This is a genomic window from Burkholderia perseverans (assembly GCF_022870505.1).
In the GTDB taxonomy this organism is placed as follows: domain Bacteria; phylum Pseudomonadota; class Gammaproteobacteria; order Burkholderiales; family Burkholderiaceae; genus Burkholderia; species Burkholderia plantarii.
This window is the reverse complement of record NZ_CP045093.1, coordinates 3,032,067-3,048,174: the sequence shown is the minus strand read 5'-3', so window position 1 is coordinate 3,048,174 and position 16,108 is coordinate 3,032,067. Positions and strand designations below refer to the sequence as shown.

Annotated in this window: 13 protein-coding genes; 5 read left to right on the top strand and 8 right to left on the bottom strand. The window is 68.0% G+C overall.

The window, feature by feature from the left end; genetic code table 11:
• Window positions 1-91: 91 nt before the first annotated feature.
• The 3 genes from bamA to BpN12_RS12695 all read right to left on the bottom strand — a co-directional run bounded on the left by bamA (window position 92) and on the right by BpN12_RS12695 (window position 3,665).
• Window positions 92-2,407, bottom strand: a complete 2,316-nt coding sequence (gene bamA / locus BpN12_RS12705) for an outer membrane protein assembly factor BamA (protein WP_246792933.1) — start codon at window positions 2,405-2,407, stop codon at window positions 92-94.
• 100 nt (window positions 2,408-2,507) lie between these two features.
• Window positions 2,508-2,906 carry a hypothetical protein gene (locus BpN12_RS12700; RefSeq protein ID WP_042628900.1) on the bottom strand — a complete coding sequence of 133 codons (399 nt, stop codon included), beginning with the start codon at window positions 2,904-2,906 and terminating at the stop codon, window positions 2,508-2,510.
• Between the two features lie 453 nt (window positions 2,907-3,359).
• Window positions 3,360-3,665: a hypothetical protein gene (locus tag BpN12_RS12695; protein ID WP_246792932.1), complete on the bottom strand. Its 306-nt coding sequence runs from the start codon at window positions 3,663-3,665 to the stop codon at window positions 3,360-3,362.
• A gap of 33 nt (window positions 3,666-3,698) precedes the next feature.
• Here BpN12_RS12695 and BpN12_RS12690 point away from each other — a divergent pair, with 33 nt between their 5' ends.
• Window positions 3,699-6,545 carry a hypothetical protein gene (locus BpN12_RS12690; protein WP_246792931.1) on the top strand — a complete coding sequence of 949 codons (2,847 nt, stop codon included), beginning with the start codon at window positions 3,699-3,701 and terminating at the stop codon, window positions 6,543-6,545.
• Between the two features lie 73 nt (window positions 6,546-6,618).
• Window positions 6,619-7,779, top strand: coding sequence for an HNH endonuclease signature motif containing protein (locus BpN12_RS12685; RefSeq protein WP_246792930.1), 1,161 nt, complete (start codon window positions 6,619-6,621; stop codon window positions 7,777-7,779).
• A 99-nt stretch (window positions 7,780-7,878) separates the two neighbouring features.
• Here the strand turns inward: BpN12_RS12685 and BpN12_RS12680 are convergent, their stop codons facing one another.
• Complete coding sequence (locus BpN12_RS12680; protein ID WP_246792929.1) at window positions 7,879-8,340, bottom strand: carboxymuconolactone decarboxylase family protein; 462 nt, start codon at window positions 8,338-8,340, stop codon at window positions 7,879-7,881.
• Window positions 8,337-8,780 carry a cupin domain-containing protein gene (locus BpN12_RS12675; protein ID WP_246792928.1) on the bottom strand — a complete coding sequence of 148 codons (444 nt, stop codon included), beginning with the start codon at window positions 8,778-8,780 and terminating at the stop codon, window positions 8,337-8,339. Before BpN12_RS12675 ends, BpN12_RS12680 begins: the two co-directional genes overlap by 4 nt.
• A 94-nt stretch (window positions 8,781-8,874) precedes the next feature.
• On the opposite strand from BpN12_RS12675, the gene BpN12_RS12670 reads away from it, so the two are divergent.
• A complete protein-coding gene (locus BpN12_RS12670; RefSeq protein ID WP_246792927.1) occupies window positions 8,875-10,293 on the top strand; it encodes an aminotransferase-like domain-containing protein in 1,419 nt (472 codons plus the stop codon).
• 333 nt (window positions 10,294-10,626) lie between these two features.
• Here the strand turns inward: BpN12_RS12670 and BpN12_RS12665 are convergent, their stop codons facing one another.
• Complete coding sequence (locus tag BpN12_RS12665) at window positions 10,627-10,773, bottom strand: hypothetical protein (RefSeq protein WP_246792926.1); 147 nt, start codon at window positions 10,771-10,773, stop codon at window positions 10,627-10,629.
• A 799-nt stretch (window positions 10,774-11,572) separates the two neighbouring features.
• Between BpN12_RS12665 and BpN12_RS12660 the strand changes: the two genes are divergently transcribed.
• On the top strand, window positions 11,573-12,850 hold the full coding sequence (locus BpN12_RS12660; RefSeq protein ID WP_280529118.1) for an MFS transporter: 1,278 nt from the start codon (window positions 11,573-11,575) through the stop codon (window positions 12,848-12,850).
• Between the two features lie 55 nt (window positions 12,851-12,905).
• On the opposite strand, the gene BpN12_RS12655 is transcribed toward BpN12_RS12660, so the two are convergent.
• Entirely contained in the window at window positions 12,906-13,643 is a 738-nt protein-coding gene (locus BpN12_RS12655; RefSeq protein ID WP_246792925.1) for a YceH family protein, read from the bottom strand.
• A 343-nt stretch (window positions 13,644-13,986) separates the two neighbouring features.
• On the opposite strand from BpN12_RS12655, the gene BpN12_RS12650 reads away from it, so the two are divergent.
• The gene (locus BpN12_RS12650; protein ID WP_246792924.1) at window positions 13,987-14,649 is read left to right on the top strand and encodes an efflux MFS transporter permease; all 663 of its coding nucleotides are present in this window, start codon (window positions 13,987-13,989) and stop codon (window positions 14,647-14,649) included.
• A 29-nt stretch (window positions 14,650-14,678) separates the two neighbouring features.
• On the opposite strand, the gene BpN12_RS12645 is transcribed toward BpN12_RS12650, so the two are convergent.
• A complete protein-coding gene (locus BpN12_RS12645; protein WP_246792923.1) occupies window positions 14,679-16,094 on the bottom strand; it encodes a pyridoxal phosphate-dependent decarboxylase family protein in 1,416 nt (471 codons plus the stop codon).
• Window positions 16,095-16,108 lie beyond the last annotated feature (14 nt).

Below are 16,108 nucleotides of genomic sequence, written 5' to 3'. Positions count from 1 at the left end.
CGGCGCCGCGGGTCCGCGGGCGGACCGCCGGCTATCCTACGCGAAACCTGCCGCCGCGGGACACGGTAGACAGCGCGGGCAGATTGTTCGTTCAGAACGACGTGCCGATCTGGAACTGGAATTTCTGGTACTGGTCGCCAGTGTGCTTGACGACCGGGAAGCCGAGATCGATCTTGAGCGGGCCGATCGGCGAGATCCATTCGAGGCCGGCGCCGTAGCTGTAGCGCAGGCCGTTCGCGCCGATGCTGTTGCCTTCCGAGCCCCACACGTTGCCGCCGTCCACGAACGTGAACACGCGCAGCGTGCGGTCGTAGCCGGTGCCGGGCAGCGGCACCGTCAGTTCGATGTTGCCCACCACCATCTTCGAGCCGCCGACCGGGTCGCCGGTGGTGGCGTCGCGCGGGCCGAGCGAACTCGATTCGTAGCCGCGCACCGAGCCGATGCCGCCCGCGTAGTAGTTCTTGAAGATCGGATAGGGCTTGCCGCCGAGCCCCTTGCCGTAGCCGCCCTGGAAGTTCAGGCCGAGGATGAAGCCGCGCGCGAACGAGTAGTAGTACTGCGCCTGCAGGTCGCCCTTCGCATAGGTGGTGGTGGCGATCGGCGTGCCGTATTCGGCGTTGGCCTGCAGGAAATAGCCCTTGCTCGGGATCAGCGAGCTGTCGCGGTTGTCGCGCGACCAGCCCACCGTTACCGGCACGTTGTTCGAGACGCGGCCGAACGAGTTCACGTAGTCGATGTAGCTCTGCGGCGTGGTCGAATCCACGTCGAGCCGGTTCTGTTCGAGGCCGGCGCCGAAGAACACCGTGTCGGTCTCCGAGAACGGGATGCCGAACTTCATCGACGCGCCGTAGGTGATCACGCGGAAGCTGGTGTCGGTCGTGCTCGAATAGTAGAGCGGCTCGCTGGTGCGGTAGTAGACGTCGGTGATGCGGCGGATGCCGTCCACGGTGAAGTACGGATCGACCTGCTCGACCGCCAGCGTGCGGTAGGTGGTGGCCGTGTTGAGCGTGACCGAGAGGCTCGTGCCCGAGCCGAACACGTTGTCCTGCGAGACGCCGGCCGAGATGATCGGGCCTTCGCCCGAGCCATAGCCGAGACCAAGCGTGATCGAGCCGGTCGGCTTCTCGGTCACCTTCACGTTCACGTCCACCTGGTCGGTGGTGCCTTCCACCGGCACCGTCGTCACGTCCACGTCGGTGAAGTAGCCGAGGCGGTTGATGCGGTCCTTCGACAGCGCGAGCCGGCCCGAATCGAACCAGGCGCTCTCCATCTGGCGCATCTCGCGGCGCACCACCTCGTCGCGCGTACGCGAGTTGCCGACCACGTTGATGTGGCGCACGTACACACGATGGCCCGGATCGACCACCAGCGTGAGGCCGACCTTGTGCGTGGCCTGGTCGATCTCGGGCTGCGCGTTGACGGTGGCGAACGCGTAGCCGTAGGTACCGAGCCGGTCGACGATCGCCTTGGTGCTCTGCTGCAGCTTCTCGGCCGAGAAGCGCTCGCCGGCCTTCACCTTCACGAGCTTGCGCAGCTCGGCGTCGCGATCGAGCAGGTTGCCCGAGAGCTTCACGCTCGAGAGCGTGTACGGCTCGCCCTCATGGACCGTGAGCGTCAGGTACATGTCCTTGCGGTCGGGCGAGATCGATACCTGCGTGGAGTCGATCGAGAACTCCAGGTAGCCGCGGTTCAGGTAGTACGAGCGCACGTTCTCGAGGTCGCCCGAGAGCTTTTCCTTCGAGTAGAGATCGTTCTTCGTGTACCACGAGAACCAGTTCGGCGTGGACAGCTGCATCTCGTCGAGCAGCGTGCTCGACTTGAACGTGCGGTTGCCGATGAAGTTGATCTGGCGGATCTTCGCGCTCGGGCCTTCGGCCACCGAGAACAGGATCGCCACGCGGTTCGCGTCCACCGGGGTGATGGTGGTGGTGACCTCGGCCGCGTAGTAGCCGCGCGTCAGGTACTGGCGCTTCAGTTCCTGCTCGGCCTTGTCCACCAGCGACTTGTCGTAGTAGCGGCCGTTCGCGAGCCCGACCGCCGTCATCGCCTTGATCAGGTTGTCCTTGTCGAACTCCTTGATGCCGGCGAAATCGATCGAGGCGATGGCCGGGCGCTCCTGCACCTGGACGATCACCACGCTGCCCTCGGTGGCCACCTTCACGTCGTTGAAGAAGCCGGTGGCGTAGAGCTTGCGGATTGATTCGGAGGCCAGATCATCGGTGAACGTGTCGCCCTGCTTGACGGGCAGGTAGGCGAACACCGAGCCCGGCTCGATCCGATGCAGCCCTTCGATCCGGATATCTGTGACCGTGAACGGATCGAGCGCGAACGCGGGGACGGACGTGGCGCCGAGGCTGGCGAACGTCAGGATCCGCACGCGGCGGGACAACAGGGACGAGGCGTTCATGCGCAATGACGAAAGGGCCGCGAGGCCGGGAAAGCGAGGGTGGAAGGGCGCGCGCGCGGCGGGCGGCGCGGGCCGGCGTGCTATGGCGTGTTGTGACGTGTTATTGCAGCGAGCCCGCCGCGCGCGGCAGCGCCGAGGCGGGGCCGGTGGCGAGCGCGAGCACGTCGGCCATCTGGCCCGCCAGTGCGCGGGCCACCTGGAACGACAGCTCGGCGCCGCCGGGCAGGCGGAACGACAGGATCAGGTCGGGCGCGCCGCCGGCGTCGCGACCCACCGTCCAGGCCTCGCACGGCATCACGAACTTGACGCTGCGCTGCTTGTGGCGGATGCGTTCCGACGAGCCGATCGCGTTCGACAGCGCGGCCAGCAGCTCATGCATGACCGAGCAGTGCAGCGCGACGCGGTCCGGCTGGTTGCTGTTGAGCATCAGGTACTGGCCGTCCTCGGTCAGCTCGAAGCCATGCAACGCGTCGATCGAAAAAGCCTGGGGCGGCGCCATCTTCGCGCTCCGGTTGGAAAGCGGGAACGAGTATCACGGCGCGGCCGGAGCGGCGGGTTACCTGCCGATTACTGCATGTTTCTTTCCGCGCGCTGACGGGGCATGCGCGGCGCGAAGGCGGATGTAACGCGCGAGGTGAATGGCGCGAAAACGCGGCGCGCGCTGGCGAGGCAGGCGTTTTTCGCGCGCCGCGAGCGGGCCGTGAAGCGGCCGGTCCGCGCGAAATCGCGCCGTGGCGTGGCGCGATGCCGGCGATGCGGGGCGAATGCGAAGGCGATTCGTTCGGAAGACGAAAGGAACGTCAGCGCAGTGTTTCGCGAATTTTTGCGCCGTGTTACGGCGTGGCGAGCGGCGTGGGGAGAATCCGGACGGGCCGGCCGGCGGCCATGACGCGCCTGCCTTGCGCAGCGACGTTTCACCGGCGAGATATGCCATGAAAAGCATCGCGGTGTTTCAACCGGGCAATGGAAATGATTGAAATGTGCGATTCAAATGGCGTGAAAAATTCGCATGACCGTAATTTGACGGGAGTAGTATGGCGCGCGCCCGGTCGACATGAATCGGTGAACCGCCGGCGGGGATTCCGGCGAGGCCGTCGAAGCGGCGGCGACAGCGCAATTTCATCAACATGGAGCCATGAAAGGCATGCCTCAGGACGTCAGGAAATCCACTACGACCGTAGCGGAAGATCAGCAAGACGCATTGGCGCAATACGCGAAACTCGGACTGAATGTCGAGCCCGCGCCGGATGATTCCCATTCCAGTTCCGATTCCGGTGACGACGCGAAACGTTTGCGGACGAAGAAAAAGGAAGACGAAAACGAGCGGCTCGAAAAGCTGACCGACCAGGATTTCACCTCGAAGCTCGAGCAGCGCGAGCGCGAGACGAAGCAGCGGGGCAAGGAGGCGGCGGACCGCCGCTCGCAGCTGCTGAGCGCGGTGCGCGTGGCCGCGCCCGACATCAGCAAGCCGCTGGTCGAGACCTTCGAGAAGCTCAGCAACGCCGGCCACAGGTTCGCCGACAAGGAACTCGTCAGGCTGATGAAGAGCGACGCGCAGCTGCAGGATTCGCGCGATTTCTTCGACCTGAATCTCGCCGAGCGCGAGGATCTGCTGGATCGCGTGGGCTTCTACAAGGGCATCGTCATCGACCACAGCCTGTCGAATCCGGTCGAAAGCGGCTTTCGCGAGGTACTGAAGCGGCAGGACAGCGTCGGCGAGGAACCCGACGGCGGCCATTGCCAGGCGGCGAAGCTGCTCTATCGAAAGCCGAATTTCACCGGCTATTTCGAAAACTATTTCAGCACCTCGGAATCGCTTCACCAGCTTCAGCAAAACGGTGTGACCGATATCAAGGCGTCGATCGGCGTCGCGGTGGGCGGCTTCGGCGCGAAGGGCGGCGTGGGCGTCAGCGGCTCCTATTTCCAGTCCGAGCAGGAAAACTCGGGAAATATCGGCAAGCAGATCCACACCACGGCGAACTATTTCCTGCCGAAGATCGAATTGTCGTTCGACGATTTCAAGCCCTGCGCCAGCGACGACTTCCTGGAGGCCTGCGAGGCGGCGCTGAACCACCGGCACCTCGATCAGCGCTTCGCGGCGCTGCTCGGCGTGCTAGGCAGCTTCGGCCAATTCGTTTCCACCCAGACGCTGGTCGGCGGGCGCCTGTTCGCGACCGAAACCAAGACGTTCACCGGCAAGGAGAGCGACACCAACGTCACGACGCGTTTCGCCGCGAAGGTCAAGGCGAGCGTCAGCACCTATGCGGTGGACGTCGAGGCCGAGGCGTCGGCGGAGCACGGCAGGCAGACGCAGACCCGCAATAACGCCACCGACGAGCAGCAGCAGTTCACGGTGCAGGCGGTGGGTGGCGAGGGCGCGGTGGCCGAGCAGGCCGGCCGGTGGGCCGAGTCGCTCTACGATTACCGGCGCTGGGCGGCCGTGCAGCGCGAGAAGCTGATCCCCAGCATCAACGTGCTGCCGGTGCCGCTGCGCGAACTCGCGTGGGACACGCTGACGAGCTATGCGCGCCAGCGCAGCGCGATGCACCTGATCGATGAACACCACGCCTACTTCCTGTTCTACGGGTACTACAACCGCCGGGTGGGCAGCCTCACGCAGGCGGACCTGGTGGGAATCCGGCACGTCGACATGAACATGTTCCTCGCGGCCCGCACCGATCGCCGGCCGAACCGTGCCGACCTGTGCATGGAACCGGCGAGGATTCGGGAACTCGGCGAACACCTGCGTTACGTCTGGCGCCTGAGCCCGGATGGCCACATCGTCAGCATGGTCGAGCTGCCGGGAGGCATCGCCGGCCGCCAGAGCAATTCGCCGCTCGTCCTGACCGCGGAGGAAGGGACCCGGCTCGTGCTCGGCACCCAGACACCCTGTCACCCCGTCACGCTGAAGCCGCTCGGCGCCGCGAAGAACCAAACCTGGACCGTGACCGATTACGGCGAGATCCACTGTCATGCGTTCGGGCCGAATCACTTGCTCCAGTTCGAGTCGGACGGGCCGGCGCTGATCGCGCGCGGCGCCCAGAACGTCAAGGAGCCGTCGCTGTGGCAGATCACGCCGATCGTCGCCTCGGATCACCGCAAGCTGGCCGGGCGCGCCGCGATGGGCAGGTTCCGGCACATTGCCAGCGGGCTCGTGATGTCGATCGAAGGAGCCGAGGCCAGGACCGCGTTCAGCCGCTCCGAGCAGCGCCGGATCGTCGTGCAGCGCGACATCGGCGGGCGTCACCAGCTCTGGCGCCTCAACGACGCCGGAGAGGTCATGTCGGTGCTGTCGGCCGTCGAGGGCGTGGATGCCTCGGCGAAATGGGACGTCTACCTGACGGCCGACAACACCAACAAGCTGGTCGCGCAGCCGCCCAACCTGCTGTCGCAGGCGATGCGGTGGGACGACCGCGACCCGCGGCTGATCACCAACGGCTCTGACGGCAAGATCATGGATACGGTGGTGAACGGCGCGGACGGGCCGGCCACCAGCGCGGCCGGCTCCGCGGTCACCCAGTACGAAGGCGTTCGCCGCGACTGGCGGTTCGAGCCGCTCGGCGCCGACGAGCGCGTGATCAGCTATCGCGCGGTGACGGCGCCCGGCGAGCGGACCATGCAGCCGGGCACGCTGCAATCCATCGACGGGCGGGAACTGGTTGTCGACGGCTACCTGACCGGTATCGGCCTGACGTATCTGCACCGCGATGACGGCAGCATTGCGCTGAGCCTGCGGGCCTTGGTGGAGCGATCGCGCGGCGTGGACGAAGTCGACCTGAGGTTCGACGGCGAGCACGGGCCGCATGCGGAGCGCTTCATCGATTGCGACCGGACCGTCGTGGACGAGCGCTTCCTGATCCTGCCCGCCGAATCGATCCACAGCATCCGGCTCAACGTCGACTTCGAAGCGCGCCGCCGTCTCGGCCTCGAATACCGGCTGACGCGGGGCGGCGGATGGTTTGGGCTGTCGTCCGACTACGGCGGCCGCGCGATCGTGATGCGGCCCGACGGCATCGAGATCGGGATGGACATGGCGGAGAACGAGGGCAGCACGCTGCGCGTCACCGCGATCGGTCTCGAGTACAGCGACGGCCCGCAGATCCTCAAGCCGAAGGTGCTGCTGCGGATGCCGGGCTGAGCGCGGGCGGCATGGACGTGATGGCGGCCGGCAGGCCGCGCATCACGCACGATATGGTTGAAAAGAATCGAATATGACTATTTTCGAACAGTTGGGCAGGTTTGAAATCGCGCGGGTATTCCCGGGAGAGGAAGCGGACAAGTTACCGCGAGGTTTCACCGATAAGGTCAGGAACGCGCTGCTGGCGGCGCTCCCCCGCTGCGACGTGAAATTGCAGGTCGAACAGTTCGACTGCCCGTATTGCGGCGTTGCCAAGGGGCGCGCGGCGATGCAGATGGACCACATCATCCCGCGCGATCTCTACATGAAGTATCAGGCGATGAAGCAGTGCAAGACGCTGATCCCGTACCTGAAAAAAGGCACGACGAAGATCCGGACCTTCCTCGAAACCCAGGCGACCGACCTGTCGAATCATGTGCTGGCCTGCGCGAGCTGCAACCGCGAGAAGTCGGATCAGCTTTACAGCCCGAAAAAGTTTCTGGAAATCGCCGAGCGTATCGCTGTCGGCAACCCGGTGCGCGAGAAGATGCTGAAGGCGCGCGAGATTTCCATGGAGATGAGGCGGGTCTTCACCCAGAACCGGCACCTGTACACGTTCATCGTCCGCCAACATAGCTGGAACCTGCGGCGCCCGCCTCCGTACAACCTTTACAGCCAAACCCTGCATCGCGCCGGCCCCGCCAGCGGCGTCGGCCTGGCATTGCGCCAGACGATCGGCGAATTCGTGAACGTGGTCGCCAATTTCATGATCGAGTGGATCCCCCAGACCCCGCCGGAGAGCTGGAACGAACTGCAGGATGCCCAGATGCATACCGTTGAACAGCACCTGAGAGGGTATCTGTGCCTCTACTGCCTGGGGCTGCACGACGACGAAGAAGCGTTCGAAATCGATCATATCCGGCCGCAGCCCAAGCCCGAATTCAGGACCGTCGCGACCAACAACGAGGCCGGCAACCTGATCCCCGTGTGCAAGAGCTGCAACGCGAGCAAGGGTAACCGGTATCGCATGGTGCGTGACTTTTTCCCGATGCGTGTTGCCGAGCGGCTGGACAAGCGGATCGCCGGCATCGAAAGCTTGCGCGACGGCGGGTCTATCGTTGACGCCCTGCGCGCGGCCCATGGCAGGCAATTCGAGGTATTCAAGGGGCACGTCGAGCCGGAGTCCGCGACGCTCCCGCGAAGTTTCGACCGGTGGATACGGATGGGAATGGAAATCGAGGACGCACCGACCTGAGTCGCGGAGTTGCCACGGACAGGACGCTTTTCAAACACGCCGCCGGGCTCACCGATGCACCGGCGGCGCACTGGCTCACCCGCATTCCCGGCGTCGCGTTCAGCCCTGCGCCGCCAGTGCCGCCGCCGGCGTGTTGCGGAAGCTGATCGCGAGCCGGTTGAACGTGTTCATCAGGCCGATGGCGATCGTCAGGTCGGCCAGTTCCTTCTCGCCGAACACGCCGGCGGCGGCCTGATAGTCGCTGTCGGGCACGCCGGTCTGCGCCACGCGCGTGACCGATTCGGCCCAGGCCAGCGCGGCCTGCTCGCGCTCGCTGAACAGGCTCTTCGCCTCGTGCCAGACAGGCACCAGCACGATCTTCTCGATCGCCACGCCGCGCTTGCGCAGGTCGCTCGTGTGCATGTCGATGCAATAGGCGCAGCCGTTGATCAGGCTCACGCGCAGATAGACGAGATCGACGAGCGCGGCGTCGAGCCCGCACTGCGAGACGTAGCCGTACACGCCGACGAGCGTCTTGTAGCCGGCCGGCGCCGCGTGTTGATAGTTGATGCGTTCGCTCATTTCGACACCTTCGGTTGGTCGTTGATGGTCAGGGCTCGATGATCGCTGTCGACGACGAACACCGCGAGCAGCTTGGCGGGTTCGGTGCGGCTCGCGTTGCGGCTCACGACGTGATGCGCGCCCGGCATTTCGTAGAACGATTCGCCGGCGTGATAGACGCGCTCGGGCTGTCCCTCCACCTGGCTCGCCACGCTGCCCGACACGACATAGGCGTAGATGAACGCCGACTGTTCGTGATGGTGCGGCCGCGACGCGCCGTTCGGCGGATACGACACTTCCACGGCCACCAGCGACTTGCCCGGCACGGTCGGGATCGCGTGCGAGAAATTGGGCTTGACGCTGTCGCCGGCGGGGCCGGCTTCCGGGTCCGCGATGGCGGGGCGGCTCAGCACGGCGGCGGTGGCCAGCAGCAGCGGCAGGTAGCGATGCGCGCGTTTCACGGGGTTCTCCTCGACAGATCAGACGGCCATTCTGCGCCGTTCGCGGTCCATGAAAAAGCACCGAAAAGCTGTTTTTTCCTTGTACCATGGCCGCATGTCGAAACCCCTGAACCTCGCGCTGGACCGCTCGGCCGCGCTGCCGCTCACCGAGCAGATCCATCTCGGCATCGCCGCCGCGATCGACAGCGGCGTGCTCGCGCCGGGCGCGCGCCTGCCGTCGTGGCTCGATCTCGCCGCGCAGCTCGGCGTGGCGCGCGGCACCGTCAAGGCCGCCTACGAGCGGCTGGTGGATGCGCAGCTGGTGGTGGCGTCGCGCCCCGGCGGCACGCGCGTGACCGGGCGCCCGGCGCGGCTCGCGAGGCCGGACGCCGCGCTCGGCGCGGCGCAATTGCCGGGGCCGTTCTGGGATTTCTTCCCGTCCGCGCCGACCGTGTTCCAGAACGGCGTGCCGGCCTCCGACTGTTTTCCCGCGGCGCTGTTCGCGCGGCTGCGTTCGCGCGCCGCGCGCGCGGAGGCGACGGCGCCCGCCGTCTATCCCGATCCGCGCGGCGAGCCGGGCCTGCGCCGCGAGATCGCCGCGCATCTGGCGATCGCGCGCGGCATCGAGTGCCGGCCGTCGCAGGTGTTCGTGACGGCCGGCTTCTCGGGCGCGCGCCAGTTCGCGCTGAGCGTGCTGCGCGCCGAGGGCCGGCGCGCCTGGTTCGAGGATCCCGGCTTCGTGCCGAGCCGCCGCGCGTTGTCGCTGGCGCGCATCGAGCCAGTGCCGGTGCCGGTCGACGAGGACGGCATCGACGTCGATTACGGCCTGCGGCACGCGCCCGACGCGACGCTCGCGCTGCTCACGCCGGGCCAGCAGGCGCCGCTCGGCCCGACGCTGTCGCTGGCGCGGCGCCGCCGGCTGCTCGAATGGGCCGGCGACACGGGCGCGTGGATCATCGAGGACGACTATCTCGGCGAGCTGCAGCTGCGGCGCCGCGCGGCCCCGGCGCTGGCCTCGCTCGACACGGCGGGGCGCGTGATCCACATCGGCTCGTTCAGCAAGACCATCAGCCCGGCGCTGCGGCTCGGCTTCCTGGTGGCGCCGGCGCCGCTCGCGGCGCGCTTCGGCGAGGCCGCCGCGTGCTTCGCGCCGGCGCCCGACGTGGCCGTGCAGCTGGCCGCCGAGGCGTTCATGCGCGAGGGCCACTACATGCGCCACCTGCGCCGCATGAAGCGCGTGTATGCCGCGCGCGGCCACGCGCTGCAAACGCGGCTCGAGGCGCTCGGCTATCAGGTGCATCCGGCCGGGCTCGCGATGCTGCTGCGGCTGCCCGACGGCACGCGCGCCGGCGACGTCGAGATCGCGCTCGCAGCCGGCCGCGAGGGGCTCGCGCCCGGGCCGCTGTCGCCGTGGTTCGCCGCGACGGGCGGCGGCGCGACCTCGGGGCTGCTGCTCGGCGTGGCCACCACCAGCGAGGCGCGGCTGGCCGACGCCTGCGGGCGGCTGGACCGGTTGATTCGTACCTATGCCTGAGGCGGCCGGCGACGGCGCCAAATGGAACAGCAAAAGGGAAGCGGGCGAAGGGAATGGGCAAAGGCGCCGTTCGTCGATGCTCGACGGGCGCCGTTTGCGTATCGATAACGTGAGGGCGCGTCGCCGCTCACCGATTGCTCCGCCGTCGGGCACCCGCGAACCGTGCGCAGAACACCTTGACGACGTGCGCGCCGGTGAGTTTGGCGATTTACCTGGTGGCCGGTGGTGACCGATGCACCGGGTCACGCGGTCCCCGCCCAGCGGGGCGACGACCGCCTTGAAGCCGCCCGGGCGCAGTGACCGGCCCGGGCGGCTTCCGTAGCCGCAGCGGTCTCAGCGACCGCGGCGCACGCCGATCTTCAGCCAGCGCAGCCAGTGCATCAGCATCGGTTGGCGCGGGTCGAGCGAGAGCATGGCGTCGTAGTGGGCGCGCGATTCCGCGACGTGCGGGAGTTTCGAAAGCAGAAGGCCGAAGTTCATGAGTTGGCTCCGTGCGGCGGCGCGCGATGCGCTCGCCGCGTAATCGGGCGCGGAGCCGTTCCGGCGGGGCGAGCGGGTCGCGTCAGCAGGCCGGAGCGTCACCGCTGCCCGGATGAATGGGGATCAGGCGGCATACGTTGGATAAGGGATGACTGTCACAGTCGGTCATGCTGGCTCCTGTCTCGGGCATCCCGAGGATGAGTGGCCGCGTGGCCGGACGCGCCGCGCGCGACGGCCCGCAAGCACGGGCGCGCGAACGCGGCGGGACGCCGGATGGCGGCGGACCCGGAGCGCGGATGCGTGACGGCATCGCGCGTTCCGGCGCGAAAGCGGTGCGTGAGGAGCAGGACTGCGGAAAACGTTGCTGCGCGCACCGTCGGCCTGAGCGGCTGACGGTGGCCGGGGAGACGGCGGGTGTCGGTCGTTCAGGCGGGAAGGTTGATCGAAGATCGACTACTGCAAGTGTCCAAGACATTTGCCCCGTTGATGAAGATGCCGGATTTTAGGAAGCGCGCGCGTGTGGCGTCAACCCCGTTTGCCAAGGTTTCCTCATTATTTTTTCAGTATTTTTCATTCCGGCCGCGCGCGGCCCGCGTGGCGGGGTGCGAACCCCGTCTCGGCGCGCCTGGCCGGGGCGTGACGATCGCGCCGGATTGCCTCCGAAGCGGCTGCGTCGCGGCGCCGTCCACGCTTCGTTGACGGACGACCACGATCGCGCGGCGCGAACGCGGTATCCTTCCGGCGCCGCCCGTTTCCGGCGGTGCTCCCGCCCGCTGATTTGCCGATCCGCCGACCCGACATGCCGCCCACGCTTCCCCCCGCCGCCGACCTCGCCGCCCGATCCTCCCCCGACCACGTCACGCGCTACGCGTGGAAGGCGCTCGCCGGCTCGGCGATCGGCTATGCGATGGACGGCTTCGACCTGCTGATCCTCGGCTTCATGCTGCCGGCGATCTCGGCCTCGCTGCGGCTCGACGCGCAGCAGGCCGGCGCGCTCGTCACCTGGACGCTGGTGGGCGCGGTGGCGGGCGGGCTGATCTTCGGCGCGCTCAGCGACCGCTACGGCCGCGTGCGCGTGCTGAGCTGGACGATCCTGCTGTTCGCGGTGTTCACCGGGCTGTGCGCGCTGGCGCGCGGCTTCACCGACCTGCTGGTGTACCGCACCGTGGCCGGCATCGGGCTGGGCGGCGAGTTCGGCATCGGCATGGCGCTGGCCGCCGAGGCGTGGCCCGCCAGCAAGCGCGCGCGCGTGTCGTCCTACGTCGCGCTCGGCTGGCAGGTGGGCGTGCTGCTCGCCGCGCTGCTCACGCCGGCGCTGCTGCAGGCGATCGGCTGGCGCGGCATGTTCGCGGTGGGCGTGCTGCCGGCGCTCGCGGCCTGGGCGATGCGCAACCGGCTGCACGAGCCCGAGCCGTTCGTGCGCGCGCGCCGGCCGCATCCGGACGGCGCCGGGGCGGCAGGAGCGCCCGGGTTCGGCCACCGTTTCCGGATGCTGTTCGCCGACGCGCGCACGGCGCGCACCAGCCTCGGCATCGTGATCCTCTGCGCGGTGCAGAACTTCGGCTACTACGGGATCATGATCTGGATGCCGACCTTCCTCTCGAAGCAGCTCGGCTTCTCGCTGACGAAATCGGGCATGTGGACGGCCGTGACGGTGCTCGGGATGATGGCGGGCGTCTGGAGCTTCGGCCAGCTCGCCGACCGCATCGGCCGCAAGCCCACTTTCCTGATCTACCAGGCCGGTGCGGTGGTGATGGTGTTCGTCTACGCGCGGCTCGCGGACCCGGCCGCGATGCTGTGGGCCGGCGCGCTGATGGGGATGTTCGTGAACGGGATGGTGGGCGGCTACGGCACGCTGATGTCGGAAGCCTATCCGACCGCCGCGCGCGCCACCGCGCAGAACGTGCTGTGGAACGCGGGGCGCGCGCTCGGCGGGCTCGGGCCGCTGGCGGTGGGTGCGCTGGCCGCGCGCTACTCGTTCCCGGTGGCGATCGCGGCGCTGGCGGCGCTGTACCTGATCGACATGATCGCCACGCTGGTGCTGATCCCTGAACTGAAGGGCCGCGCGCTCGATTGAGGCGGCGCGGCGCTCGCGGGGAGGTTCCGCAACCACGGTGCCGCGCGCGGCGGGTTCAGTCCGCCGCGTCGGCGTCGATCCCGGCGGCGTCGATCCCCAGTTCGCCCGCCATCCGCTCGACCAGCACGCGCAGCCGCGCGACCTCGCCGGCGAGCCGGTCGTGATCATCGCGCAGCGCCTCGAAATCGGCCGCCGAGATGCCGGCGAGTGCTTCGCCGCCGGCCTCGCCGGCACCGCGCGCGGCGGCCGGCGCATGGGCGGCGAGGTTGACCTCGCCGCACAGCAGGTGCATCCAGCGGCTCTCGCGTTCGCCCGGCGCGCGCGGCAGCTTCACGACCAGCGGCGGGGTGCGCTCGGCCAGCTCGTCGAGGAAGCTCTCCACCGACGAGACGTCGGCGAAGCCGTGCAGCCGTGCCGAATTGAGCCGCAGCTCGGCGCCCGTCTGCGCGCCGCGCAGCAGCAGCACGGTCAGGAGCGCCACGGCCTGGCTCGGGATGCCGAGCACGCGGTTCAGGTTGTGCTCGAAGCGCGGCACGCGGCTGCTGCTGCCCTCGAACACGAGGCTCACCTGCTTCAGGTCCTCGATCGCGTTCAGCACCTCGGCCTCGCTCACGCTCATCACGGGCGAGCGCGCGGTCTTCTGGCTGCAGCCGGCCGCGAGCGCGTTCAGCGACAGCGGGTAGGTGTCGGGTACGGTGTGCTGCTTCTCGATCAGCACGCCGACGATGCGTGCCTCGAGCGGGGTGAGCGCGCGCAGCGGGCGCGGGGTGGGGGCTTCGGTCGGAGTGGTCATCGGGCTGCGTCGGTCGAAAGTGGCGGAAAGGAAGGAATGCGCTGCCGCGATGATATACGCTTGCGCGGCCGGCCCATGAGTGCTCGATCGCGCGCGGCCCACATGTGAGGCGGGCCCGATCGCTCGACTTCGCCGCGCGTCCCGTGTCACTGGAGGCATGACGCAGGCGAGCAGCTCGAGCCAGGCGGTGGGGAATCGCGAGGCATGCTCGGGGAGCAGGCTCCGGCGCGGCGGCGCCTTTGCCGTGCGGCCTCGCCTGGTCGCCCTGGACGCTCACCATCGGACGCGCCTTGCAGGGCGTGACGGCCGCCATCATGGCGCCGCAAGCACTCGCCCGGTCCAGGTGATCGTTCCGGAAGCGGAAAAGCCGCTCGCGCCTAGCCTTTACGGCGCCGTATTCGGCCCGGCCTCGGTGATCGGGCAGGCGCCGGGCGGCATCCTGATTTCGCCGAACCTGTCCGGCATGGCCTGGCGCACGATTTTCCTCGTCAACCTGCCGGTGGCGATCCTGGTCGTGCTGTTCGGCATCCCCCTCCTGAAGGAGACGCGTGCGGAACACGCCCGCGAATTGGATCTGGTCGGTACGGCCCTGTCGATGGCGACGCCGGGCGCGCCGATCCTGCCGCTGATCGAGGGGCGTGAAGCGGGCTGGCCGCTGTGGTCATGCCTTGGCCTGGCCTCGGTGCCGGCATTGGCATGGCTCTTCTGGCGCTACGAGAGCCGGCTCGCCGGCAAGGGCGGCGCCCCGCTGCTCGATCCGGCCGCCATCACACACGCGTTCGTCGTCGCGGCGCTCTGCATCGCCTTCCGCCTTGCCGGCGGCGCAACGCTGAGCCTCGCTCGCGCCCGGAAACCCGGGATGCGGAGTGCGACGGGAGCCCGACTCGAGCCGGGCACGCGATCCTGGTCGAGGCCCGGAACCTCTCATCCCGGGCGCCCGGCTGATCGGGAGGCGGGCGATTTTCAACGAGAGGCCGCAGGCATTCCGACGGCGGACTGTCGTTGATCGCCCCCCGCGCGCGCGATGGCGATGCCTCAGCCTCCGCGCTGATGACCTTCGGCCGCCCTTTCGTCGCGAACTCGCCTCAACAGATCTATCGTCCGCTCGATGTCGAGGGCTTCCGTTCGCCACGACGAGACGCTCAGCCGGAACGCCGGCCGCCCGTCCCACACGGCGGGGCCGAACCAGGCCTCCCCCGAGCTTTCGACGCCCTGGCGGATCGACGCGGTTTCGGCGTCGTCCTTGCCACGGACCAGCACCTGATTCAAGACCACCCGATTGAGAATCTCGAAGCCTGCGTCGCGCAGGCCGTCTGCGAGACGCGTCGCTTGCGCGCAATGCCGATCGACCATCTCTGCCACGCCCCGCCGCCCAAGAGTGCGCAGTGCCGCCCAAATCGTAATGCCACGGGGACGCCTCGAAAATTCAAGCGTCAGATTCTTTTGCGAAAAACGTGATCCCGTCGCATAGACCGCGTCGCTGCTCAGCGTTTCTGCAAGCGCGTCGGGATCTCGACATATCGACACCGCGCAATCGTAAGGAGTGTTGAGCCACTTGTGCCCGTCCGTGGTCCAGCTATCGGCGGCTTCGATGCCGTCGGTTAGATACCGCCGTGCTTTCGACGCCCGCGCCCACAGACCGAACGCGCCGTCCACATGCACCCAGGCGCCCTGCAGATGGGCTTTCGGAATGATGGACGAGAATGGATCGAACTCGCCGGTGTTGACCTCGCCCGCTTGCAGGCAAAGGATCGTGAGCGCATTCAGCGGCGGCAGGCGCTGCGGATCGACCCGCCCGAAGGGATCGGTGGGCGCCTGGACGATTTGGGCCGCGCCAAACCCGAGCACCCGAAGCGCCTTCTGTATCACCACGTGGATTTTCGCCGACACGACGACCCGGATCTCCGGCGCACCGTTCAATCCGTTCGTGTCGATATCCCAGCCGGCGCGCTTGAGCAATGCCCGCCGCGCCGCGGCCAGACAGCCCAGTCCGCACGCGGTGGCGGATGTCCCGAAGCCGACCGCGCTGTCTCTCGGCAGGTCGAGCACGTCCAGAAGCCAGTTGCCGGCGACAGCTTCGATTTTCGCGCTGACCGGCGAGGCCATCGCCAACGGCGCGCCTTGATCCCATGCCGTCATCAGCCTCTCGGCAGCCGCCGCGCCGGGCAGCGACGCGCCGACGACGAAGCCGAAGTAACGCGGGCCGTTGGACGTCACCGTCGCCGGCGAGCCGGCGTCGTCCAGCAAAGCCAGTGTCTCGGCGGCCGGCGTGCCTTGCTCCGGTAGTGGCTCCTCGAAGGCGGAAAGCGCCGCGATTGCGTCCGGCGTGGGAAAAACGCGGCGCGACTCCACGGACCGCAGATAGTTGGACGCGCGCCGATCGGCATCCGCCAATAGCGCCAGCTCACCCGCTTTCATGTCGCCAGGCGTGGAAGAATTTTTATCGTTCATACGGCAGCCAGTGA